Genomic DNA, 22,697 nt, shown 5'->3' with positions numbered 1-22,697 from the left:
ACCTCAGACACCCCTCTATTTCTCACAATCAGCGCGGAGGCTACGTCTCGATGAATTGTATAACCACATTCAGGACAAGAATGAACTCTAAAGCTGAGTTTTTTCTTCCCTGTATGAGCATTGCAATCTTTGTTTTTTCTTGGTAGGGAAAATATTTTTTTCTCTTGGTCGATTGGATATTGCTCCGATACCTCCCCCATCCTTCGACCGCTTTTTTCCCCTGTAAGGGAGAGGATTTTTACCTTAATTATTAGGTGTCTTGTAGCTATCCCCTACTGCTAATACCAATTACAATCCATTAATGCTTAACTTAAGTAGGACTTCAATTATTAAGTTATTAACACAAAGAGGATGGAATTTTTAATAATTAGCACCCCAGTTAGTATTAATTATTCTGATGTTTACTTCTCCCTGTACAGACGTTGCATCCAACGTCCCTACTACTCCCCCGCTCCTAACTCCTAACTCCTGACTCCTGACTCCTGACTCAATAACTTGTCAAATTAAAATTCATCATAATTTTGTGCATCATCACGTTTAGACCCTAATAATTCTAATTGGTATACTCTAATTACTGGTTTAGAGCGATTTGTCCCTGTATTACGGTCTTGCCAGTAATCAAACTTTAGAGAACCTTTTATCCCAATCAAACTACCTTTACGAACATAGTCAGCAGCAATCTCTCCAGTTCTATCCCAAATTTCTAAATTGAACCAGTCTGGTTGGTCATTCTTACTAGAACGACGATTTACTGCCAAAGTTAAATTGCAAACCATACTACCAGACTCAAAATATTTAACATTAGGGTCTCCACCTGCCCTACCTACCAAAGTAACAATATTTAGACTCATACAATATATATATTAGTAATTAAATTCTAGTCTGATTATCTACAAGAATATCTCAAGAGGACTAATTATTCAACCATCGCTCAAATCTAACACATCCTCCGGATTCTATCCCTATCATGTAGCACTATAAAATCAGGGACAGTTAAATTTGGTTACATCAATTCTTGTAGAGTCCTGATAGACTGAGGAGTAAAAACAGAATAGAGTACCTCAGCTATATTTCTTGATAAATTATTACACAAACTAAGATTGAATTTTGGGGGTCAAAAGTCAGTGGGTTGGATAAATCGCTTTTCTTTGTCTCGGGACATGGGAATTGACTTGGGTACTGCAAATACCCTTGTATATGTATCTGGTAAAGGTATTGTTCTTCAAGAACCATCTGTGGTAGCTATTGACCAGGAGCAAAAAACTTCTATAGCAGTAGGGGAAGAAGCGAAAAGGATGCTGGGACGAACTCCAGCTAATGTAACTGCGGTCAGACCTTTACGGGATGGGGTCATTGCTGATTTTGATACAGCAGAATTAATGCTAAAGCATTTTATTAGAAAAGTTCATGAAGGAAAAACCTTGGTATCTCCAAGAATTGTAATTGGCATTCCGAGCGGGGTAACTGGTGTAGAAAGAAGAGCTGTAATGGAAGCTGCAGCTCATGCTGGTGCTAGAGAGGTACGATTAATTGATGAACCGGTTGCTGCTGCTATTGGTGCAGGGTTGCCTATGGCCGAACCCACAGGTAATATGATTGTGGACATTGGTGGGGGTACAACAGAAGTTGCTGTTCTAAGTTTACAAGGTACAGTTTTAAGTGAATCTGTCCGTGTAGCTGGAGATGAATTGAATGATGCTATTACTCAGTATATGAAAAAAGTCCATAATTTGGTAATAGGGGAGCGGACTGCTGAAGATATCAAGATTAAATTGGGTTCAGCTTATCCGACTCCGGATGACAATGAGACAACAATGGAAGTTAGGGGTTTACATTTATTATCAGGTTTGCCCAGAACTGTTAGTGTCAAATCTGCAGAGACTAGAGAAAGTATGGCAGAACCTCTATCAATAATTGTAGAGGCAGTCAAGCGAACTTTGGAACGTACTCCTCCTGAACTAGCAGCAGATATTATAGATAGAGGTATTATGCTAGCTGGTGGTGGTGCTTTATTAAATGGGATAGATACTTTAATTAGCCATGAAACTGGAATTGTCACTCATATTGCAGCAGACCCACTTTCCTGCGTAGTCTTGGGTACTGGTCGTGTCTTGGAGAATTTTAAACAACTGGAAAGGGTTTTTAGTGGACAGATGCGCTAAAATTCAGTTATTTTGTAGCGAAATTATAGGGGGTAGAAGGTTAATTATTTGTATTTCCTAGTTTTGTCTTTATTTATAATTTCTAACTTTTGTGAGTACTGCTATATTTGAGTAACTATTGAAAAGCGTTCTGATGATAATAACCTATGGATATATTATTTTATAGAATTTTTGAGAACTGTGAGATACAAGTTTAATCACTGACCCATTTTTTCTTATTTCTCTAAAACTCTGTATTTTTAAAATTAGTAAATTAGTAAATCTCGAAATTCAGTAAGAAGATTAATTACTAATAACTCATGGTTAATTGTGATTTCAATAATCAAATATTAGCTATTTAGGGCTTGCTGATTAACTATCAAAGCATTGACAGATAGAGGCAAGTGCCTTTTTGGAGCGAAAAAAGTGCAAGACTTTCAGTTGCTCAGAAGCTCATGAATTTTAGCATTTTGGGCAAGAGTTGGGCAGAAAAATCAGGGGATAATTCTTCCGACTAGCTCCTCTATAATTCCCATTTATCCTAACTTTTGACTCCTGAGTCCTAACTCCTGACTCCTGAGTCCTTATACAGAAGTTTCTGTTTTGAATACAAATTAGTAGTAATAAAGTTTAAAGTAGTAGCAAATTTTCAGGTTTTACCAATGCAAACATTGCGTCGTCGAAGCTTAAAAATCATCAGAAAAGCTGCATTATTAATTTTAGCAGTAAGTGCAGCTTTTTGGGTTAGACAAACTCAAGGTTCTTTACTTTTTGAATTTTATAATTGGCTGAGTTTACCATTTCAACCTAGTCCTGTTCAACAAGAAGTATTAGTGAATGCTCGTATAGAAGAACTAGAAATTCAATTACAAGAATTAGAGAAACAAAATAATACTCTCAAGCAACTTTTTAATTATACAAAAACTAAAAAAACAAAAGGAATAGTAGCTCCTGTAGTGGGTAGAAGTGCAGACTATTGGTGGCAAAAAGTAACTCTAGGAAGAGGTAGTAAAGATGGTATTCAAAAAGATTTTATTGTGATGGGAACTGGTGGTATAGTAGGTAGGATAACTAGCGTTACACCCCATACTAGCCAGGTATTATTAGTAAGTGACTCTACCAGTAAAGTTGGTGCAGGAATTATTCGCAGTCGTCAGATGGGTTTTATGAAGGGTCAGGGTAATGATACAGTTGTCTTAGAATTTTTTAACGATCTTCCTGATGTTAAGGTTGGTGATGTTGTATCTACTTCTGCTTATAGTCAATTATTCCCGGCAGGTTTGGCTATAGGAAAAGTTGAATCTATTAATTTGAATAATAGTCCTGCTCCACAAGCTAAGGTTAAGTTATCAGCACCACTTAATACTTTGGAATGGGTGAGTGTTTATCAAAATAAACAAAGTGAAACAGAAAAGTAATTTAACTATCAATGATTGACTTTTTAATTTTTCTTTAGTTGTCTATCTTGAGTTATTTGGTTATTGGATGTATTTAATAAAAATTAAAAGCTTTTGATTAGTCAATTTTTTATTCAACAGAGACAGTATATATAGCAATCATACTTTTATTGTGCAGAAAATATCTGGGAATTAGGGAATAGGGGTAAGGCTTTCCAATTTTTTACAGTTCATTTAAGACTGCCATAATTAAAATCATGCAAAAATATTAATAATTTGCACGACCTAAAATTATTTGATTTCCCATTTTTATTAATTTTCAATAATGGCAATTTTGCTGTTACAAAAACTCTTTTTACCTAATTATCCTTTACCTGAGACAAATGAAAATTATCATTGACTTGGAAAAAACTCTATATAGTAATTCCCAAGAAGCGTGAGGTACGCGCATTCGTTTGTTTTAGGTAGAGACGTTACATGCAACGTCCGTAGGTCTGATTCAATAATGAATAATTAATAATGAATAATTAATAATTACCTCTCTATGAATTGAAGAGGATTGACAAAGAGATGAAAATTTTTCTTCACAGGAGTCGATTGGATATGGCGCAGGTTTCCTCGCCATCCCATCCTAACGGACTGCTCCGCAAACGACCGCTTATTATCCCCTTAAAAGGGGAGGCTTTAAACCACAATTTTTCGGTAATACCAATTTGATAAATATTTACTACAAATAACTAGGTTATTTCTTAGGAGTCAACCCACCTGCGCGCCCCTCCCAGGAGGGGAAGTCACCAAGTCAGAATGAATAGCTTTGATACTATTTATTAGGTTGTAATTTATCTTTTTAATCCAAGGAGCATCTCCTTTAAAGTCTTTTAACTGCCCTGATTATTCGTAACATTCTTTTTCCAAATTGGTATAATTCGGGAAAATAAAATTAAAAGAATAAAAACAACTTGACCTCAGTAATTTGAGAAACTCTATAGATGTTTTTTGCAGCAAAAAAAAATAGTATAAATTACCAATAGCCTAAAAAAATTCTCCTAGTTAAAAATTGAATAATTAACTTATCCTCAACAACTTTCAAATTATTAAATTTATTTTCTTAATTCATATGTCTAATATATCTCAGCAAGCTATTTTAAAATCATTAATCACTATTGCTTCTGCACTAGTTTGTGCACTATTATTGTTCACCCGTATTCCAGGAATGGAGATTTTTGGCATAGGACCTAACTGGTTATTAATTTGGGTAGTTGCTTGGAGTAGCCAGAGTTCAACTATAGAAGCTTTAGTGGCTGGCTTAGTCTTAGGATTCATTCAAGATGGCATCACAGCTCCCTATCCCACTCATATTATTCCTTTAGTTTTTGCAGCATTTGTCACGGTATTTTTACAGAAGCAACGCTTTATTCAAGAAGATTTTATTTCCATAGCTTTAGTAACATTTATTCTGGCTATTTTTGCAGAAACTTTTATAGCAATTCAGTTAGGATTAATCGGTAATCAAACCTTTGGAGAAATTTGGGTTTACCACAAACAAATTGCTTTAGGATCTGCTGTTATTAGTAGTCTTTGGGCTCCTGTTATTTATTTTCCTCTCAGTCAATTGTGGAAACTTTAAAATAACTAAGTAGTTAACTTTTAAATTGAAATAAACGATAGACTTCTTGCAGAAGTGAGGGAATAGGGAATAGGGAATAGGGAATAGGGAATAGAGAATTGTTAATTCCATATCTTGACTTGATTTAATTAAAACTTTTGCAAGAGGTCTTATATATTGATATTGTTCAAATTATCAGTTCAAAAGGGTAACTATCTATGCTAAAAAGTACAGATTTTGAAAATCAGTCAGAAATCAACCGAGTCAAAGTGCTAAGTGAAGCACTACCTTACATTCAAAAATTTGCAGGTCGTAAAATAGTCGTCAAATATGGCGGTGCGGCCATGAAAGATAGTAACCTCAAAGATAAAGTAATTAGGGACATTGTACTACTATCTTGTGTGGGTATACGTCCAATTGTGGTTCATGGTGGCGGCCCAGAAATTAACTCTTGGTTGGGCAAATTAGGAATTGAACCGCAGTTTAAAGATGGTTTGCGGGTTACTGATGCGCCCACTATGGAAGTAGTAGAGATGGTATTAGTGGGAAGAGTTAATAAGGAAATTGTTTCTTTAATAAATCAAGCTGGTGGCCGTGCTGTAGGTCTGTGTGGCAAGGACGCGAACTTAATTAAAGCACGTCCCGAAGGAAGAGAAGGTATTGGTTTTGTTGGAGAAGTCAGCAACGTCAAAATAGATATTCTAGAATCCCTCGTTGATAATGGCTATATTCCCGTGGTATCTAGTGTAGCTGCAGATGAAAAAGGACAAGCTTACAATATTAATGCAGATACTGTTGCGGGTGAAATTGCTGCTGCAATGGATGCAGAAAAGTTAATTCTTCTTACAGATACAGCGGGAATTTTGGAAGATTATCATAACCCAGATAGTTTAATTGTTAAGTTAGATATCCAGGAAGCTAGACAATTGATTGAAAAAGGAATTGTATCTGGTGGGATGATTCCGAAAGTAAATTGTTGTGTGCGGAGTTTAGCTCAGGGAGTTCGAGCTGCCCATATTCTTGATGGTCGAGTTCCCCATACACTTTTACAGGAAATCTTTACAGATTCTGGAGTAGGCTCAATGATAGTAAGTAGTTTGGGACTTAATAACTTTTAACTAGGGTTTGCTGAATTAAAGTCTTTTTGCTGGGGTAGGAGACAGGAGACAGGAGACAGGAGACAGGAGACAGGAAACAGGAGACAGGAGACAGGAGACATGGGAATGAGCGAGGAGGTAGGAGTAAGAATTGTCAGAGTGATTTTTCTGCCCAACTATGAACCTAAAATAGTAACTTTTTGAGTGTTTTAGACTGAAATAGGCGCACTGCAATTCGACCCCAAAAAGGCTAAAATCTTTATATGTCAATGCTTTTAGATTTAATCAGCAAGCCCTAACTAGGGAATAGGGAACAGGGGAGAAAACATTTCCCTGTCTAAGGTTTATCATCTAGAGTAGAATCCTCAGTTGCAGAAGCAGGAGGAATATCTGTGTACAGATGGTTTTGATCGACATTTTTATGAGAAGATGATAGAGAATGCTTTAATGGCCTTCCCATATTTTCTTTTGTCTTTGAATTAAATGTTTTCCAGGCTACTTTAATACCAGTAAAAATACTTTTCGTTGTAGTTTTAACTTCCTTGGTTTGTTGACGGACATTACCAATACTTTGATCGACTTGCTTAACAATTTCTCCTGCACTCTGAACACTATCATTAACATCATCAGCCAACTCACTAATTTCTAGGCCAGTGAGACGAATTGCTTCTAAGGTTGGTGGTAGTTCGCGAGCTAGGATGTCAGCTAATTTTTCTAGACTACGGGCAGCCCTAGCTAATGCAAACATCGCAGGTAAGGTGACAATTAATACAGTAGTGAGGCTCAATGCAACCAGGAAAAGGGACAATCCTAGCCAAAACAAGGGGTTGTTCACAGGTATTTCGCCTAAACAGGGGAATGATAACTTCCTATCCCTGGATAATATTAACAATAATAAGTGCTATTGTAGAGTATTTTAAGATTAAAAAAAAGCTTATTGTTTTAATTTTCCCTGTTGATAACTACTGAAACTTCAGAGTTTTTTGCTTCTAGTTGAGATAATATTTCTTTCTCTTTTTGACTAGCTTCTAATCCAGCAGCGATCGCCTCTCTTAGTCTTTCTAAAGTTTCCTCCCAAGAATTAGTAGTAGATCCTGAAAAGCGGTCTGTTTGAAATTTGACACTGGTAGACAAGTCTGTTACAAGTTGGGGAATAGCTGATGCAGATTTTTTCACCAACTGTCTTGTTTTTTTGCCCGTTCTAGGAGCTATTAATAACCCTGTTAATGTACCTATGGCTGAACCTAGCAGTAGACCACTGATAAATAGTCCAGATTTTTTGTTTGACATACTTAAAATATATATCTCTAAAAGACTTCTTGATAATCTATTATACTAGCGCCAAATTCTATAGAAACGATGCCAAATGGTTCTGAGCAACCAAAGCATGGCCATAATTTGTTTGACCTGTTGAACTTGTAAATCCAGTTGTTTATATAGTTGTCGTAGTTGATTTATTTTCTGCTGGTGAAGTTGGAAAAATTCAGGTGTTTTACCAAGTATTTTATTAGTACAATTATCTATCAAATTGAGAGTTTGTTCTACTTGTAGCAATGTTTGTCTAACTTTCCAGATTCTCCAAGCTAGGTAAAAACAAAAAATTGAGATAAAAATATTTAGTTCAATTACTAACCACAGCATTTTTCACTTCACCAAAAAATCTAGAGAATAACTCAAACAAAAAGTCCAATCCGAATCAAAACTTGTGATATTCACTAAAACTATTGCAGTGGACCGACAGGTCTAAAATGGAGTAGGGGAGATTGAACATTGAAGAATTATAAAGTTATCAAAATATATTATATCAAATCTGCTCGGGTTGAGTATCAAAAAATGTTCCATTAAAGCGCCATTGCCAAATATTTCTCGACCTCCCCATCTTCCCACATTCCCCTCCTGGAAGGGCTTAGGGGTGGGTCCCCACCCTCCCCCTATATTTTATAAATAGAAACCAAATGGGTTCTATATGACTCCTGAGTTCTCTATATAACTGTTCATCTAGACATAATATTCAAATATTTCTCATAGTTTCTGGTGATTTTTATTGGGAGAAATACTACTATGAAATTTATTAATCCCAAGGTAGATTATGCTTTTAAAAAAATATTTGGTTCCGAGCAAAGCAAAGAGATTTTAATCAGTTTTCTGAATGCGATAATTTATGATGGAGAAAAAATAATTGAGTCTTTGACAATTGTCAACCCTTTTAATCCTGGTTAAATCATCAGTTTGAAAGATACCTATTTAGATATAAAAGCTTTCCTATTTGACGGTTCTATTGTAATTATTGAAATGCAAATGGCACAATGACTGCTTTTAATAAGCGGGTGGCTTACAATTTGTCTAAAGCTTATGCTAACCAGTTGGATAAAGGGGAGAATTATCCTTTATTAAATCCAACGATCGCTCTGACAATTACGGATTTTATTCTGTTTAAAAAAACTGATGATTTTATAAATAAATTTGTGTTTCAGGAGGAAACTAAAAAGTTTAAATGCTTGGGAAAAGAATTGCGTTTAATTTTTGTGGAATTGCCGAAATTTAATAAAAGTTTGTCAGAGTTAAAGAGTTTGACAGATAAGTGGATTTATTTTCTGAAAGAGGCGGCTAGTTTTGATGAGATACCAGAGAGTTTAGGGGAAGTTGCGGAAATAGAACAAGCTTTAAATATTGCCAACTTTATTAATATGAGTCCAGAAGAATTAGAGATAGTGGAAAACCGAGGGATAGCGATGCAAGATGAAAGAGGACGGATAGCTTATGCTGAACAACAAGGGGAAGCAAGAGGACGGCTCGATCAAGCGATCGCTCTGGTCAAGCTTTTGATAAATCAACGTTTTGGAGAGGTTTCTCAAGAGATTAGTAGTCAGATAGAAAATTTGCCTTTGGCAAATGTGGAGAGTTTGGTGAAGGTATTTTTAAGTTTTAATAGTTTGGCAGATTTGGAAAGTTGGTTACAGGAACGTTTATAAGGAGAAATACTACTATGAAATTTATCAATCCCAAAGTCGATTATGCTTTTAAAAAAATCTTTGGTTCTGAGCAAAGCAAAGAGATTTTAATTAGTTTTCTGAATGCGATTATTTATGAATGAGAAAAAACTATTAAGGATTTAACAATTGTCAATCCTTTTAATCCTGGTCAAATTATCAGTTTAAAAGAAACTTATTTGGATGTCAAAGCAGTTTTGATTGACAGTTCTATTGTAATTATTGAAATGCAAATGGCACGAATGACTGCTTTTAATAAGCGGGTGGCTTACAATTTGTCAAAAGCTTATGCTAATCAGTTGGATAAAGGAGAGAATTATCCTTTATTAAATCCGGCAATAGCTCTCACAATTACAGATTTTATTCTGTTTAAAAATACTGATGATAATATTAATAAAGATGATTATATTAATAAATTTGTGTTTCAGGAGGAAACTAAAAAGTATAAATGCTTGGAAAAAGAATTGCGGTTAATTTTTGTGGAACTGCCGAAGTTTAAAAAAAGTTTGTCGGAGTTAAAAAATTTGACGGATAAGTGGATTTATTTTCTGCAAGAGGCGGATAGTTTTGATGAAATACCAGAGAATTTGGGGGAAGTTGCGGAAATAGAACAGGCATTAAATATAGCTAACTTTATTAATATGACTCCAGAAGAGTTAGAGATAGTTGAAAACCGAGGGATAGCGATGCAAGATGAAAGAGGACGGATAGCTTATGCAGAACAACAAGGGATAGTTAAAGGGGAAGCAAAAGGACGACTAAATCAAGCGATCGCTCTAGTAAAACTGTTAATAACTCAACGTTTTGGAGAGGTTTCTGAAGAGATTAGTAGTCAGATAGAGGGTTTGCCTTTAGCAGATGTGGAGGATTTGGTGAAGGTATTTTTAAGTTTTAATAGTTTGGCAGATTTGGAAAGTTGGTTACAGGAACGTTTATAAGGAGAAATACTACTATGAAATTTATCAATCCCAAAGTCGATTATGCTTTTAAAAAAATCTTTGGTTCTGAGCAAAGCAAAGAGATTTTAATTAGTTTTCTGAATGCGATTATTTATGAATGAGAAAAAACTATTAAGGATTTAACAATTGTCAATCCTTTTAATCCTGGTCAAATTATCAGTTTAAAAGAAACTTATTTGGATGTCAAAGCAGTTTTGATTGACAGTTCTATTGTAATTATTGAAATGCAAATGGCACGAATGACTGCTTTTAATAAGCGGGTGGCTTACAATTTGTCAAAAGCTTATGCTAATCAGTTGGATAAAGGAGAGAATTATCCTTTATTAAATCCGGCAATAGCTCTCACAATTACAGATTTTATTCTGTTTAAAAAGACTGATGATTATATTAATAAATTTGTGTTTCAGGAGGAAACTAAAAAGTTTAAATGCTTGGAAAAAGAATTGCGGTTAATATTTGTGGAACTGCCGAAGTTTAATAAAAGTTTGTCTGAGTTAAAGAGTTTGACAGACTAACTGGATTTATTTTCTGAAAGAGGCAGCTAGTTTTGATGAGATACCAGAGACTTTAGGGGAAATTGGAGAAATAGAACAAGCTTTAAATATTGCTAACTTTATTAACATGAGTCCAGAGGAGTTAGAGATAGTTGAAAACCGAGGGATAGCGATGCAAGATGAAAGAGGACGGATAGCTTATGCAGAACAACAAGGGATAGTTAAAGGGGAAGCAAAAGGACGGCTTAATCAAGCGATCGCTCTGGTCAAAGTTTTGATAACTCAACGTTTTGGAGAGGTTTCTGAAGAGATTAATAGTCAGATAGAAAGTTTGCCTTTAGCAGATGTAGAAGATTTAGCGAAGGTGTTTTTAAGTTTTAATAGTTTGGCAGATTTGGAAAGTTGGTTACAGGAACGTTTATAGGGAGAAAAGCTACTATGAAATTTATCAATCCCAAGGTAGATTATGCTTTTAAAAAAATCTTTGGCTCCGAGCAAAGCACAGAGATTTTAATCAGTTTTCTGAATGCGATAATTTACGATGGAGAAAAAATCATTGAACCTTTGACAATAGTCAACCCTTTTAATCCTGGTCAAATTATCGGTAAGGATTAAGCAAGTGCTTGAGGCAGTGAAGCAGTGAAAAGGTGCAAAAAGTGTCTAGGTAAGGGCTAAATGTATTTAAAACTAGGAAAAACCCGCTTTTCATCAACCCACTCTTACCTCTTGCCTCTCCCACTTGCTAACTCTGCCACCAAGCCCTACTTAAAGATCTTGTGACACAAAGAATGGGAAAAATGGAGACAGTAGAAAGCTTAGATGTCTAATTCCAAATTTTCTAACTGCCCCACAGCCAAAACGGTTAGTCCTACCAGGCTGTATTCTCTACTGTCCAAGTTCCATCCTCGTTGTAGGTTACCCAAACATTATTGAAGCTATTGAAATCGCCACCATAACCCGTTTTGATTGTTGCAGTGTCAACAGAAGTGGCATCAATTTGAGCTAGTACATTTTCACTATACCCCCCAGTAGCTATATAAAATGTGAGAGTAGGTGTGATCGCATAGTCAATATTGGGTCTTGGTTCCCAGGTCACTCCAGTCGTGCCTTCGGTTGTAGTCACACCAAAGGTTAAAGCATTGTAATAATCTTCCACAGGTTCAAATATATTTGTCTGTGCAATCAGATTCTGTGATTTAGGTATGCGGCTAGTGTTGTGCTGCTCTATAGTGGGATATCCTCCCTTCTCGCTACTATACTCCACTAAATAGCCTTTGTTTAAGTCCACTTCTTTCGAAAAATCCGACTCTATCTTAGTACCTAAATAAATAGGTTCATTTTGTTGCGTTGCTTCAAGCTTGTATTGCACATGGGCTACAAATTTCTGGGTTTCCTCAGGTTCGTATGGAGGAATATTTAAGAAGGTGTTTGAGTTTTGATAAATTTCTCCAGGGTCTTGAGAAAATTTTGGACTATCTAAAAACAGCCACATCTCAACTGGATCTGTCTGAAGATTTCTCAGGTTGAAAGTGTAACTAGTCATAGCAGTCGCGGCCTTCACTTGAACACCAAAAGTTACTGTACAAGCAAGAATCAAAACTGCCAAAAACTTGATCGCGTTTTTCATCGTTATATTCCTTGAATTTTTTACTGGAACCTATAGCTCCTAGAACATAAAACCAATTAAGAATCTCTGACTTCAAGCAGAACTTTCTTGATTTATCTAGTTCTATAAATAGAACGATCTCGCCATGGAATTTCTGATTTTTTTTTTGCGATCACTTCTCCTCTCAGCCTCAATTCTCCCTCACAAATATTACTGTGTGAATATAAGAATTCAGATGCTATTCGCAATTGTTCCTCGGCCTTTTCTAGATGAGTCCAATCTCCATCAAATCGTCTCATCCTGACCTTAATATGGGGTGAGAGTTTATTGGCGATCGCCTCTTTTCTCTCCATCCCTATCTGATCCCTTCTCCTACTGAGGCAATTCTGGACTATCCACGAATGTCGTAAAACAATATTAGTAAGAATACCCCCTCCGTTACACAGGCACATCAACCCCTTGCGCCACCATTCATAAAAAGCAGCCTCCCTACATCCAGTCCATGTCACATCCCGCATCAAACTCGACAACACAACTGGCATAATCGGCGATAGCACATTCTCACCACAAACATTTGCCCCATCACCAATCTTCTCCTCAACAATAGCCTTCGACGACCCTACACCATCTACCAACTCAGATTTTTCTGCCACATCCACCTCGACACACTCTTCCGATGTCAATACCGCCATAGTCTCCAACCCCTGAGAATTTTGGGAGGCAATGTCCGCACTCACAACTTCTAACTCCTCCCTCTTCTCCTCTTCCCCAGACACCTCTGGAGTTGCCGATATCTCTTGCACCGACACTTTTGCTAAATCTTCCTGTTTCTGGCGCGACTCATTGGCATCTCCTAATTCCCTCTCAGTGCCCAACACCGACTCATCAAAGTCAACGAAATAACGGCTCAACATCTCCTTCAACTTTTTCCGTGCCTGGGATATCCGCTTGTAAACACAATCATAGGAAATTCCTTGCCGCTCAACTATTTCCTGATAAGAAAGCTCTTCATAAAAATGTAAAATAAAAGTTTCCCGCATCCGTTCGGGCAAAGAAGCGATCGCCCGTCGAATCACCACTGACCTCTCATCCCTCTCCAAAACCTGCTCCGGCAACTCCACCGCCGACGCCACACCCATTTCCCCACTATCACCAACCCACTCTATATCATCTACACCCACAGCTCCCCGAGAACGTTTGCGGATGAGATCCAGACATAAGTTGCGAGTCAGAGTCATCAACCAAGCTGGCAAATTAGCAATTTTCCCCGCGAACTTCCGCACCATATTCAATGCTTTCAGCATGGCCTCACTCAGAGCATCCTCCGCATCTGAATGGTTAGAGTTCATCAACCTCAGACAGCAGCGATAAAGTCGGTCTCGATGCTCGCACCATACCTGCCAAAACTCGTTTTCTGTATCCTCTTTCTCCAATTTCTGAGGATTTCTGGCTTTTCCAGGAGCGACCGCCACGGGAGAGGGAGTCAAAGTCGCTAGCATAGCCATACTTCCTCCCTCATCAGTAGTGTCACTTCCTGGTAACGGGTCTGTTAATTTCCCTTTTTCCTTGGCTTTGAGATGTACCATAGATTAATTAATTTGGGGTATTCAAAGTGTTTTAAGTGTTTTAATTTTGCTGCAACGCGATCGGACAGCTACCGTGATATCAACGTCAACTGCTTAAGTATTTTTTTTATAAATAAAGATAATTCTTTTTAATATTTACTTTGCCCAGTTCAAAAGTTAAAAATAATCCCTGACTGAATTTGAGCATTTATTTTGGTCTAAATCATCATGTAATTTGCTATAAAATTATTAATAATTTTTCTTAAATTTTCCAGCAAAACATGACAGCGAGTAGCATCGAGGAATATGCTCGCCACTGGTGAATTTTAGTCAGAATTGGAGTACCCAGGGTAGAGTTACAAGAGGTATGAGAGAGCGCGATCGCCCTGTTACCAACCGACCCCAAGGAAAATTATTCGTTTATCTGCATCCACTCACTAACAAATTAAGACTATCTAAAACATTTTTCAACTCTTGTGGAGTGGTATTTGGAAAGGTATTTGCATCAAAATAACCACTTGGACAACGTGTGAGTTATCCTTGTACTGCCGTTTCACGGAATTCAAAAGTCAAAAGTCATGCATTATGATTTTATAGCTCAAAACTTTGATGCTTCAGTAATTTCAGCAAACTATTCGACATCTGCATAAGAGTTGGAGGATCGTTTGCTGGATAATAACTATGAGCTTGACTTGGTGTCGAAAACCCTGCATTCGTTAATTCTATAATTGGTTTTTGCCAGACAGTAGCAGCGAAAACTTGTGAAGGAAACGTCATACTAAGGAAAAACGCTACTATTAATCCAACTAGAACTTTTTGAGACCACTGTTTAAGCTTTTCTAGAAACATAATCTACTTTTATCTTTATTGTTGAACTAAAGACAAAACCACAAGAAACTTTCGTAAGGACTTACGCAGAGCTACTATTCCTGGACACGACCTACTTTAGGCCATAGGCAGTATCTAAAGTTAGCTATGTAAGTCCAATCTTGTAAGTCAAGTCAATTTATAAGTAAGACGTTTAATCTTCCTATTTATGATTTTTTTTTGTGTTTTAATTTATCTGCAACTCTGTTGTCATTGAGGTGAGGGGGCGAAATCTGTCCATAGACTCTATCAACACTCTTTTTCAGGAGTAGAGGACAATTGTCGAATTTGAAAGCCATATGTAGGGTTTGCTGAAAAAGTCTTATAGGTGAGTGTAGGAGTCAACCCACCCGTGACCCAACCCACCCTTGCCCCTCCCAGGAGGGGAAGGACTGAGTCAGGAGAAATGGGAATTACAGAGGATGTAGTTGGAATAATTGTCCCTTAATTTTTCTGTCCTTGTCTGCACAAAATGCTAATACATATGAGCTTTCTTGACCGAAAAGCTGGTACTTTTTTGAATCCAAGAAGGCTGAAACCTTTATATGTCAATGCTTTTATAGTTAATCAGCAAGCACTATGTATAAATCAGGCCACAAATAAAGGAATAATAGGGGTTAGAATGCCAGGAGGCGGACTTGAACCGCCGACACGAGGATTTTCAGTCCTCTGCTCTACCAACTGAGCTATCCCGGCTTTTTTTTCTCACTTTTACTATAGTAGCAGACTAAATATAATTTTGACAAGTACTTTTGGAATTTTTTTATTCAGTCAGATTTTTAAGTCAAAAGTCAAAAGTCAAAAGTTAAAAGTCAAAAGTCAAAAGTCAAAAGTCAGAATTTAACCAAGTCAAATTTTGAAGTTAAAAGTTAAAAGTCAAAAGTTAAAAGTAAGAATTTAATTAAGTCAAAAGTCAAAAGTTAAATTAAAGCAATGAGGCGATCAGAGGAGCTGGTAACTTGATAACTAATAACTTAACTGATAATACCAAGCGTTAAAAAAGAATGTTACTAAATAGAGCTCTTTATGTTCGGTATGTTCGGTGGGTTACGGCGGACAGTTAAGATTTTGGTTCGCGGCTTAATATTTATTTTACAAGGAGTCTATAAATCTATAAAATCTTACTTTTAACTTTTGACTTTTGACTTTTGACTTTTGACTTCAAAATATGACTTTTATCTCTTTTAATTACACTCTATTCCTATTAATAGTGTTGGGACTTTATTGGTCAATGCCACGACAGTCTTGGCGAGTGTTTGTCCTGTTAGTTGCTAGTTTAATTTTCTACGCTACTATTCAACCTCAATATATTCCACTACTATTAATAATCACTCTATTGAATTTTTACCTTGCTCAAGCTATTGGGGAACCGAAAGATTGGCGTATTGCCAATAAACAATGGAACCGCCATCGCTTACTATTATTGTGGTTAGGTATAATCTGCAATATCTTACTTTTATTAAGTTTCAAATATATACCTTTCTTATTAAATAGTATTGGCATTCTCTACAATATACCTAATATTTTAGAAACTGCTAATTGGGTTGATAGTAATGTAATTGCACCATTAGGTTTAAGTTTTTTCTGCTTTGAATGTCTTGCTTATCTAATTGATGTTTATCGAGGCGCTCCTTCAGCTTCTTCTTTATTAGAATTTACATCTTATAAGTTATTTTTTCCGAAACTTATTTCTGGTCCGATAACTCGTTATCATTATCTGCAAAATCAGTTAGGAATGGTCGGGAAAAAAACTACTCAAGCTTTAGTTAAAACTCCAGCTTTAAAATTACCAACTTTAGAACAAATAACAGAAGGAATTTGGTTAATTGCAACTGGGGCAGTTAAAAAAGCTTTAATAGCTGATAATTTAGGAATTTTTGTAGACTTGAGTTTTAGTAATTTACAACGTGCTGGAAGTGGCGATCTATGGTTAGCAACAATTGCTTATGGATTACAACTTTATCTTGATTTTAGTGCTTATGTTGATATTGCCCGTGGTAGTGCTTTTTTGATGGGTTTAAGTTTGCCACAAAATTTTGATTTTCCTTATTTCAGCACAAGTATTGCAGAATTTTGGCGAAGGTGGCATACCACTTTGGGAGATTGGTTGAGAAACTATTTATATTTTCCTTTGGGAGGTTCAAGGGTAGGTTTATTTCGGACTTGTTTGAATTTGCTAACTGTGATGTTAATTGCTGGTATTTGGCATGGTGCTGCTTGGGGATTTATTGTTTGGGGAGTTTTGCATGGTTTGGCATTAGTAATTCATCGATTAATAGAGGCAATTTCTCAACATTTTAAGGTGAAAAAAGTATGGGAAAGTTTGCCTGGAATTTTAATTAGTTGGTTGTTAACTCAGAGTATGGTTTTTGGCGCTTGGATATTTTTCCGACTGCCGAATTTAAGGGATTCTTTTTGGGTGTTTTCTCATTGGTGGAATTATGATGCTGATGTTCAATTTGTGGATAAAGTTTATTTGGAGGCGATGGGTTTAGAAAGGTTACAGTTGGTATGGTTAGTTTGTGGAGTTGTGGTGGCAATGGGGATTAATTATTGGTTTCATCGTGGTCTGAAGTTACAGTTGAATTGGCAGTTGAAAGTTTTGTTAGTGCCTGTATTTTTATTTACTGTTTGGTTGTTGGCACCGGAGGGTTTGCCTTATATTTATTTTGATTTTTAAAGAAGGAAGAGGGAAGAGGTAAGAAGGAAGAAGGAAGAGGTAAGAAGGAAGAAGGAAGAGGGAAAAAGGAAGAGGGAATCAACATTGAATAAAAATGATACAGCAGTTTCCGCGCGTTATGAAGTACAACATAAATGAAGTGAATGTTTTTTTTAGACATCTCCAGAAAAGAGTAGGGACGTTGCATGCAACGTCACTACAGAGTAGGAGGAAACAATTGATAATTTTCTGTGTGATAATTGATTTTATTTATTTTTTATAGCACTACGCATTAAGATTAGGACAGCTAAGAAACTTCAAAACATTACAGTTAAAAGTTTTAACTCTAGCTAATAACGAAGTTCCTCCGATAGGAGGCTAGCTGATAGCTGTTTGCGGAGCATTCCGTAGGAAATGCTTATAGCTATATTATTAATTGTTGAACTGAGTCAGCAGATGCACAAAATTAAAGCTAAAAACCTTGTCTAGGAATAACCAAATTTTTCATTAATTGATAATTACCTCTGGTTAAAACCGTTACGGAATTGAAGATAAGGAAATATTATTTCTTTTCTCTTGGTCGATGGTCGGACAGCGAGGAGACCCGCTCTTATCAGAGCCGCTCCGCTAAGGCCATCCCTCGACCGCTTTTTCCCCTTAAAAGAGGAGGCTTTAAACCAGAATTATTTAATTATTAATAATTAATAATTAATAATTAATTATTCGGTAAATATTTATGTCCGGTTACTGTACTTACTGATTAGTAATTGATAAAAGCTAAGGTATCACCACCACAAGAAAAACAGTTATAATTGTACTTTTCCAAGAGTGATTTTGCTAAATTTTTCTCATCATCAGAAAGATGCTTATGCTCATACATGATAACACAGGGTTTATATCTCAAAAAATCAACTTGTGATAGTACTTTATAATCAAATCCTTCTGTATCTATATGAAGAAGATCTATTACTTCTACATTATTTCTATCAAAGATTTCTTGCATAGTTATAGTTTCGATATCTTCTTCAATAATATAGGGTTCAAGCTTCCCTTCAAGATGTTTAAGTATGTGATTTCTATTGAAAGAACCCAATTGATCATACCATTTTGGTAGATTTCCTAATCCTGCTTTTGCTTCCTCAGAAACATAATAGAATTTCTGAAAACCTCTTTGGGTGGATATAGCAATCTTTTCAAAAATAAATCGTTCAGAATTATTATAGTTCTGTTTTAATCTCTCGAAAAGAAAAGGAATAGGCTCAATAAATATGCCCTTCCAATTTGTATTTCTGATCACTAAATCCCGAATAGGATCTCCATGAGAGCCATCATTCGAGCCAACTTGCACAAAGAAAACAGAATTTTTATGCTTAATATTTGTCCATATTTGCTTTTGTATTTTTCTCAGTCTCTTGTTGTTGTTGTATTGTATTTTCAGGTTTCTGTAACTGTTTAATGTTTTGCGTAATGGCTCGTATACTGCAGGATATCTGCTAAGTCCACTTTTTATCCTTTCATACATATCAAAATTTTCCTATTCAATCAGGGTTAATAATCTACAAATATCTTTGATAACTCTACATTTTGTCAACTTCCTAATCCGGAATTTTAAGTTATAGGAAAATGCCACCACTTCAGAGATTCAAACCAATTTAATTAGGCTCTTCTAGACTAGATATGATGACTTATTAGCTGATAATTATTCAAGCTCACATCTCATCAAAAAATTTTTAACTGAATATTATTAAGCACTTTAGATCACCAATTTTAAAACTCAGAAGTAGTTAGTTTAATGTCTGCTGCTAACCAAGCTTTTTCAAACTCTTGTTTGACTTCATCAGCTTCTTTTTGTTTACCTTGTGCTGATAAACTTTCTGCTAATCCATATAAAGACCAACCATTATTTGGATGCTGTTTTAAATCTTGACGGTAAACTAATTCTGCTTCTTTTTCCCGATTTAATTTTAATAAAGCTGCACCTAAAGATTGACGTACAGGATAATACCAATAAGGAGGTTCCATATAAGGTAAATTATCCTGAAGTTTTACAGCAGTTTGGTATTCAGAAATCATCTCTTCATTTTTATCTTTTAGGTCTGCAATTTTTGCTGCTAATAAATGATTAGCAATTGAAATTAAATTTTTAACAGGAAAATTGGCACTTTCTAAACCACTAAATTGTAATTTTTGCAATAAGTTGTTGATTTTTTGATACTCAAATTGAGCATTTTCTAAATTTCCCTTACCAACCCATGCTATACCTCTTGCATAATGCCACATTGCCATTGTATAGGGTAACTTATTTGATGGTTGAGATTCGGTAATAATTTCATCCCACTTACCAAATTGTACCAAGGAAAAATAGGGAGTGGGGAGAAACATTTCAGTCAAAGGAAACTGCTTAACTTCCAGAAGAGAAACTTTATCTACTAACTTTCTAGCAGCATTAATTGCATCTTGACTACGTCCTTCCATACTAGCTGCTGACCAGAAAAAATGAATATTGTGAGGATAATAAAGTGCTGAATATAATCCTTTTTGTTGAGAAGTTGCTAGAAATTTTTCATCTGCTTTAATCGCATTTTGGTTACTACTAGCTGCATCATGATAACGACCAATTCTGAGATACAGATGAGACGGCATATGTACTAAATGACCAGAGGCAGGAACTAAATTACGGAGAATATCTGCTGCTTTTTCTGCTTTTTCTGGATATGAGGAAGCTTCGATGGTATGAATATAATAATGTATTGCTCCTGGATGATTGGGATTTTTTTCTAATACAAACTCTAATGTTTTAACAACTTCATTAGTTAAAGGTTGAGGTTCACCATTTTTTTTCCAGTAATTCCAGGGCATTAAATCCATTAAAGATTCAGCAAATAGAGTTGCTGCATCTAAATCATTAGGATATTGTTTTGAAAGTTCTCTCATGGCATTGGCATAAGCCATATCTAAAGGTTGACGATTTTCTAAATTTTGAGCAGAATATCTTTGAGATAAAGCTTTAATATAAGCTTGTTCTATCGGAGTAGTTTTAGGAGAAAGTTTTTGAGCTTTTTGAACAGCTTGATAAGCAGTAGGAATAGATTTTTGATTCATCGGTGCATTAATATTAGGACCTACTGATAAAGCAATACCCCAATAACACATTGCACAATTAGAATCTAATTTTGTTGCTTGTTGAAAAGAACGTTTAGCTTCATCATGGTTGAAGCCAAAAATCAAGGTTAAACCTTGGTCGAAGTAACGTTGAGCTTGGGGAGAATTTGTTGTTATTTGATGATGGATATTTCCTAAATTATTCCATAGGGGAACTGCACTGTTTAATTGATTTTGGTTTCTCTCACTAGCTGACCAAGAAGGATTTAAAGTAAGTGTAATATAAATGCAAGTAGTGAGACAGATAGAGAGAATAAAAATCAATTTTTTTTTTGTTTTAATATTCATAGTATGGTTGTTAATTATTGAATAAGGTGGGTGCATCTCAATGCGTGAATAAAGCCAAAAATTTATCGCTTTTAGGCAACAGCTCATCTGGCAACAGGGAATATATAGGAAAAAAGTATTTTTGCACATAAGAGACGTACCCTATTTATCCCTATTTCTTGAGTAAAATTACTTATCGCTTAATTGAGATGCACCCAATAAGGTTATTTAAGATGTCAACTTTTGCTCTATTTTTTGTATTGGTGTTTTTGGCAATAACTTATTTGAAAAAATATTATTCTGAGGGCAAGTAGACTTCTTTATTTATAGAATAAAATATTACTATAGAAATTCTTCAGGTAGGGTATTGTATAATCTAAAAGCTTTAATAAAATTTTATTTTTTTAGATAGAGTCTGTTTAATTAGCGGTAAAAAAACTTGACTCTATATCTTAAGCAAGTCTCCCTGATTCTATTTCTTTTCCTTTTTTTTGGCTGTTACTTACTCCGTAATATTTATAAGTATTCAACCAAACAGTTTCTTATTTTTTCTGAATTCCTTCTTTTTAGTTCAATACGGTTCAGTTAAGGATTTTTTTGGAAGTTCTGTGCTCTGAAAAGCTTATCTAATGGTTCCATAGTATAGGAGTTTTGGTCTTATCTGTTTGCGCAGCATTCCGTAGGAAATCGTATTGCTTTTTAGTTGATTGACTCTCTAGCAAATAAGAACATCTTGAAAGGGGATAAAAATAAATAAAATTCAGTATTTCAAGTCTCCCTATGCCATGAAATACTGAGAACTGATAAATGTTAACTGAAGTTACTTATTATCTACTAAATAAGAACACCAATCACTCCAACTACCTGCATAAAGTTTTCCTGTATTAATACCCGCCATTTTTAACGACCATAAATTCACACAAGCAGTCACACCAGAACCACAATAAACAAGAACTTCCTCAGCATTTTTTACCTTTTCCCACCGTTGAATTTGTTCATCAACTTTTGCCAGAGAATTTTCATCAGTAACTTGTTTCCAAGGATAATTAACCGCCCCAGGAATATGACCAGCAATAGGGTCAATAGGTTCATGTTTTCCTAAGTAGCGATCGCTATCTCGTGAATCAACTAATACTACTTCTGGTAAATCTTTTTTAGCTTTAACTATTTCTATATCTACTACAATTTTTGATTGAATTTGTGGTTCAAAAAAACCTGCTTGTGGGGTAGAAATTTCATTAGTAATTGGATATTTTTTTTGCCACTGAGAAAAACCGCCATCTAAAAGAGCAATTTTTTCATGGCCCATGTATGTCAATAACCACCATAGACGAGAAGCAAAGGCAAAGCGAGAATCATCATAAGCAACAATTAGAGTTTCTCCATATTTAACACCTATAGTTGCTAATTTTTGGGCAAGTTTATGAGGATCGGGTAATGGGTGACGGCCGCCATGTTTTTGTACTGTGCTGGAAAGGTCTTGGTTAAGGTCGAAATAGAATGCGCCAGGGATATGAGCATCTTGATATTGTTTTTTGCCTAATTCTGGGTCAGCTAAAGAGAAACGACAGTCGATGATGATTAGGTCTGGGTCATTAAGATGGTCTACTAACCACTGAGGAGAAATCAGAATATTTTTATTAGTCATAATCTACTAAATTAAATCAAGTTTTCTTCTTCTAATAATACAGTTGTTTTTATTATTTTCTGTTCCCTATTCCCCGATCATGAGGTTTGGGTAATTGAGATGGTCTACTAACCACTGAGGAGAAATCAGAATATTTTTATTAGTCATAATCTACTAAATTAAATCAAGTTTTCTTCTTCTAATAATACAGTTGTTTTTATTATTTTCTGTTCCCTATTCCCCGATCATGAGGTTTGGGT

19 protein-coding genes, 1 tRNA gene and 4 pseudogenes are annotated in these 22,697 nt (G+C 35.6%); 12 read left to right on the top strand and 12 right to left on the bottom strand.

What is annotated here, in order from left to right:
• A pseudogene (locus tag F6K23_RS42495) lies at nt 1-200 on the bottom strand (hypothetical protein); the annotation flags it as partial.
• A gap of 303 nt (nt 201-503) precedes the next feature.
• Complete coding sequence (locus tag F6K23_RS36470) at nt 504-851, bottom strand: single-stranded DNA-binding protein (protein ID WP_293165489.1); 348 nt, start codon at nt 849-851, stop codon at nt 504-506.
• 309 nt (nt 852-1,160) lie between these two features.
• On the opposite strand from F6K23_RS36470, the gene F6K23_RS36465 reads away from it, so the two are divergent.
• From F6K23_RS36465 to argB, 4 genes are all read left to right on the top strand, one after another.
• Complete coding sequence (locus F6K23_RS36465) at nt 1,161-2,162, top strand: rod shape-determining protein (RefSeq protein ID WP_293165491.1); 1,002 nt, start codon at nt 1,161-1,163, stop codon at nt 2,160-2,162.
• A gap of 641 nt (nt 2,163-2,803) precedes the next feature.
• A complete protein-coding gene (mreC, locus tag F6K23_RS36460; RefSeq protein WP_293165487.1) occupies nt 2,804-3,559 on the top strand; it encodes a rod shape-determining protein MreC in 756 nt (251 codons plus the stop codon).
• A gap of 1,096 nt (nt 3,560-4,655) precedes the next feature.
• Entirely contained in the window at nt 4,656-5,165 is a 510-nt protein-coding gene (mreD, locus tag F6K23_RS36455; RefSeq protein ID WP_293165485.1) for a rod shape-determining protein MreD, read from the top strand.
• 197 nt (nt 5,166-5,362) lie between these two features.
• Entirely contained in the window at nt 5,363-6,262 is a 900-nt protein-coding gene (gene argB / locus F6K23_RS36450) for an acetylglutamate kinase (protein ID WP_293165483.1), read from the top strand.
• A 316-nt stretch (nt 6,263-6,578) separates the two neighbouring features.
• Here the strand turns inward: argB and F6K23_RS36445 are convergent, their stop codons facing one another.
• From F6K23_RS36445 to F6K23_RS36435, 3 genes are all read right to left on the bottom strand, one after another.
• Nucleotides 6,579-7,028, bottom strand: a complete 450-nt coding sequence (locus F6K23_RS36445; protein WP_375340822.1) for a DUF948 domain-containing protein — start codon at nt 7,026-7,028, stop codon at nt 6,579-6,581.
• A gap of 155 nt (nt 7,029-7,183) precedes the next feature.
• Nucleotides 7,184-7,531 carry a YtxH domain-containing protein gene (locus tag F6K23_RS36440; RefSeq protein WP_293165479.1) on the bottom strand — a complete coding sequence of 116 codons (348 nt, stop codon included), beginning with the start codon at nt 7,529-7,531 and terminating at the stop codon, nt 7,184-7,186.
• 45 nt (nt 7,532-7,576) lie between these two features.
• On the bottom strand, nt 7,577-7,882 hold the full coding sequence (locus F6K23_RS36435; protein WP_293165477.1) for a hypothetical protein: 306 nt from the start codon (nt 7,880-7,882) through the stop codon (nt 7,577-7,579).
• Between the two features lie 420 nt (nt 7,883-8,302).
• Between F6K23_RS36435 and F6K23_RS42490 the strand changes: the two genes are divergently transcribed.
• The 6 genes and pseudogenes from F6K23_RS42490 to F6K23_RS36415 all read left to right on the top strand — a co-directional run.
• Entirely contained in the window at nt 8,303-8,461 is a 159-nt protein-coding gene (locus F6K23_RS42490; protein ID WP_367267924.1) for a PD-(D/E)XK nuclease family transposase, read from the top strand.
• Between the two features lie 86 nt (nt 8,462-8,547).
• Nucleotides 8,548-9,213: an Rpn family recombination-promoting nuclease/putative transposase gene (locus tag F6K23_RS36430; RefSeq protein WP_367267923.1), complete on the top strand. Its 666-nt coding sequence runs from the start codon at nt 8,548-8,550 to the stop codon at nt 9,211-9,213.
• 14 nt (nt 9,214-9,227) lie between these two features.
• A pseudogene (locus F6K23_RS36425) lies at nt 9,228-10,169 on the top strand (Rpn family recombination-promoting nuclease/putative transposase).
• 14 nt (nt 10,170-10,183) lie between these two features.
• A pseudogene (locus F6K23_RS42485) lies at nt 10,184-10,705 on the top strand (Rpn family recombination-promoting nuclease/putative transposase).
• 106 nt (nt 10,706-10,811) lie between these two features.
• The gene (locus F6K23_RS42480; protein ID WP_367267922.1) at nt 10,812-11,108 is read left to right on the top strand and encodes a DUF4351 domain-containing protein; all 297 of its coding nucleotides are present in this window, start codon (nt 10,812-10,814) and stop codon (nt 11,106-11,108) included.
• A gap of 14 nt (nt 11,109-11,122) precedes the next feature.
• Nucleotides 11,123-11,287, top strand: a pseudogene (locus F6K23_RS36415) (PD-(D/E)XK nuclease family transposase); the annotation flags it as partial.
• A gap of 265 nt (nt 11,288-11,552) precedes the next feature.
• Here F6K23_RS36415 and F6K23_RS36410 read toward each other — a convergent pair.
• Together F6K23_RS36410 and F6K23_RS36405 are read right to left on the bottom strand one after the other, a co-directional pair.
• On the bottom strand, nt 11,553-12,311 hold the full coding sequence (locus tag F6K23_RS36410) for a hypothetical protein (protein ID WP_293165475.1): 759 nt from the start codon (nt 12,309-12,311) through the stop codon (nt 11,553-11,555).
• A gap of 92 nt (nt 12,312-12,403) precedes the next feature.
• Nucleotides 12,404-13,876 carry an RNA polymerase sigma factor gene (locus F6K23_RS36405; protein WP_293165473.1) on the bottom strand — a complete coding sequence of 491 codons (1,473 nt, stop codon included), beginning with the start codon at nt 13,874-13,876 and terminating at the stop codon, nt 12,404-12,406.
• 298 nt (nt 13,877-14,174) lie between these two features.
• Between F6K23_RS36405 and F6K23_RS36400 the strand changes: the two genes are divergently transcribed.
• On the top strand, nt 14,175-14,369 hold the full coding sequence (locus F6K23_RS36400) for a hypothetical protein (protein WP_293165472.1): 195 nt from the start codon (nt 14,175-14,177) through the stop codon (nt 14,367-14,369).
• Nucleotides 14,370-14,446: 77 nt separating this feature from the next.
• Here F6K23_RS36400 and F6K23_RS36395 read toward each other — a convergent pair whose 3' ends face one another.
• Nucleotides 14,447-14,704, bottom strand: a complete 258-nt coding sequence (locus F6K23_RS36395; RefSeq protein WP_293165471.1) for a hypothetical protein — start codon at nt 14,702-14,704, stop codon at nt 14,447-14,449.
• A 641-nt stretch (nt 14,705-15,345) separates the two neighbouring features.
• A tRNA-Phe gene (locus F6K23_RS36390) sits at nt 15,346-15,418 on the bottom strand.
• A 472-nt stretch (nt 15,419-15,890) separates the two neighbouring features.
• On the opposite strand from F6K23_RS36390, the gene F6K23_RS36385 reads away from it, so the two are divergent.
• Nucleotides 15,891-17,402, top strand: coding sequence for an MBOAT family protein (locus F6K23_RS36385; RefSeq protein WP_293165470.1), 1,512 nt, complete (start codon nt 15,891-15,893; stop codon nt 17,400-17,402).
• 739 nt (nt 17,403-18,141) lie between these two features.
• Here the strand turns inward: F6K23_RS36385 and F6K23_RS36380 are convergent.
• The 3 genes from F6K23_RS36380 to F6K23_RS36370 all read right to left on the bottom strand — a co-directional run bounded on the left by F6K23_RS36380 (nt 18,142) and on the right by F6K23_RS36370 (nt 22,458).
• On the bottom strand, nt 18,142-18,903 hold the full coding sequence (locus F6K23_RS36380) for an FkbM family methyltransferase (RefSeq protein WP_293165469.1): 762 nt from the start codon (nt 18,901-18,903) through the stop codon (nt 18,142-18,144).
• Nucleotides 18,904-19,148: 245 nt separating this feature from the next.
• Complete coding sequence (locus F6K23_RS36375; RefSeq protein ID WP_293165468.1) at nt 19,149-20,831, bottom strand: hypothetical protein; 1,683 nt, start codon at nt 20,829-20,831, stop codon at nt 19,149-19,151.
• Between the two features lie 799 nt (nt 20,832-21,630).
• Nucleotides 21,631-22,458 carry a sulfurtransferase gene (locus F6K23_RS36370; protein ID WP_293165467.1) on the bottom strand — a complete coding sequence of 276 codons (828 nt, stop codon included), beginning with the start codon at nt 22,456-22,458 and terminating at the stop codon, nt 21,631-21,633.
• Nucleotides 22,459-22,697 lie beyond the last annotated feature (239 nt).

The sequence above is a fragment of the Okeania sp. SIO2C9 genome (assembly GCF_010672455.1).
GTDB lineage: Bacteria > Cyanobacteriota > Cyanobacteriia > Cyanobacteriales > Microcoleaceae > Okeania.
This window is presented reverse-complemented; position numbering and strand designations above follow the sequence as displayed.

Excerpts from the sequence above, each read along its gene's own strand:
- F6K23_RS36470 (WP_293165489.1), bottom strand. The coding sequence starts at position 851 with ATGAGTCTAAATATTGTTACTTTGGTAGGTAGGGCAGGTGGAGACCCT.
- F6K23_RS36465 (WP_293165491.1), top strand. The coding sequence starts at position 1,161 with ATGGGAATTGACTTGGGTACTGCAAATACCCTTGTATATGTATCTGGT.
- mreC (WP_293165487.1), top strand. The coding sequence starts at position 2,804 with ATGCAAACATTGCGTCGTCGAAGCTTAAAAATCATCAGAAAAGCTGCA.
- mreD (WP_293165485.1), top strand. The coding sequence starts at position 4,656 with ATGTCTAATATATCTCAGCAAGCTATTTTAAAATCATTAATCACTATT.
- argB (WP_293165483.1), top strand. The coding sequence starts at position 5,363 with ATGCTAAAAAGTACAGATTTTGAAAATCAGTCAGAAATCAACCGAGTC.
- F6K23_RS36440 (WP_293165479.1), bottom strand. The coding sequence starts at position 7,531 with ATGTCAAACAAAAAATCTGGACTATTTATCAGTGGTCTACTGCTAGGT.
- F6K23_RS36435 (WP_293165477.1), bottom strand. The coding sequence starts at position 7,882 with ATGCTGTGGTTAGTAATTGAACTAAATATTTTTATCTCAATTTTTTGT.
- F6K23_RS42490 (WP_367267924.1), top strand. The coding sequence starts at position 8,303 with ATGAAATTTATTAATCCCAAGGTAGATTATGCTTTTAAAAAAATATTT.
- F6K23_RS36430 (WP_367267923.1), top strand. The coding sequence starts at position 8,548 with ATGACTGCTTTTAATAAGCGGGTGGCTTACAATTTGTCTAAAGCTTAT.
- F6K23_RS42480 (WP_367267922.1), top strand. The coding sequence starts at position 10,812 with ATGAGTCCAGAGGAGTTAGAGATAGTTGAAAACCGAGGGATAGCGATG.
- F6K23_RS36410 (WP_293165475.1), bottom strand. The coding sequence starts at position 12,311 with ATGAAAAACGCGATCAAGTTTTTGGCAGTTTTGATTCTTGCTTGTACA.
- F6K23_RS36405 (WP_293165473.1), bottom strand. The coding sequence starts at position 13,876 with ATGGTACATCTCAAAGCCAAGGAAAAAGGGAAATTAACAGACCCGTTA.
- F6K23_RS36395 (WP_293165471.1), bottom strand. The coding sequence starts at position 14,704 with ATGTTTCTAGAAAAGCTTAAACAGTGGTCTCAAAAAGTTCTAGTTGGA.
- F6K23_RS36385 (WP_293165470.1), top strand. The coding sequence starts at position 15,891 with ATGACTTTTATCTCTTTTAATTACACTCTATTCCTATTAATAGTGTTG.
- F6K23_RS36380 (WP_293165469.1), bottom strand. The coding sequence starts at position 18,903 with ATGTATGAAAGGATAAAAAGTGGACTTAGCAGATATCCTGCAGTATAC.
- F6K23_RS36375 (WP_293165468.1), bottom strand. The coding sequence starts at position 20,831 with ATGAATATTAAAACAAAAAAAAAATTGATTTTTATTCTCTCTATCTGT.
- F6K23_RS36370 (WP_293165467.1), bottom strand. The coding sequence starts at position 22,458 with ATGACTAATAAAAATATTCTGATTTCTCCTCAGTGGTTAGTAGACCAT.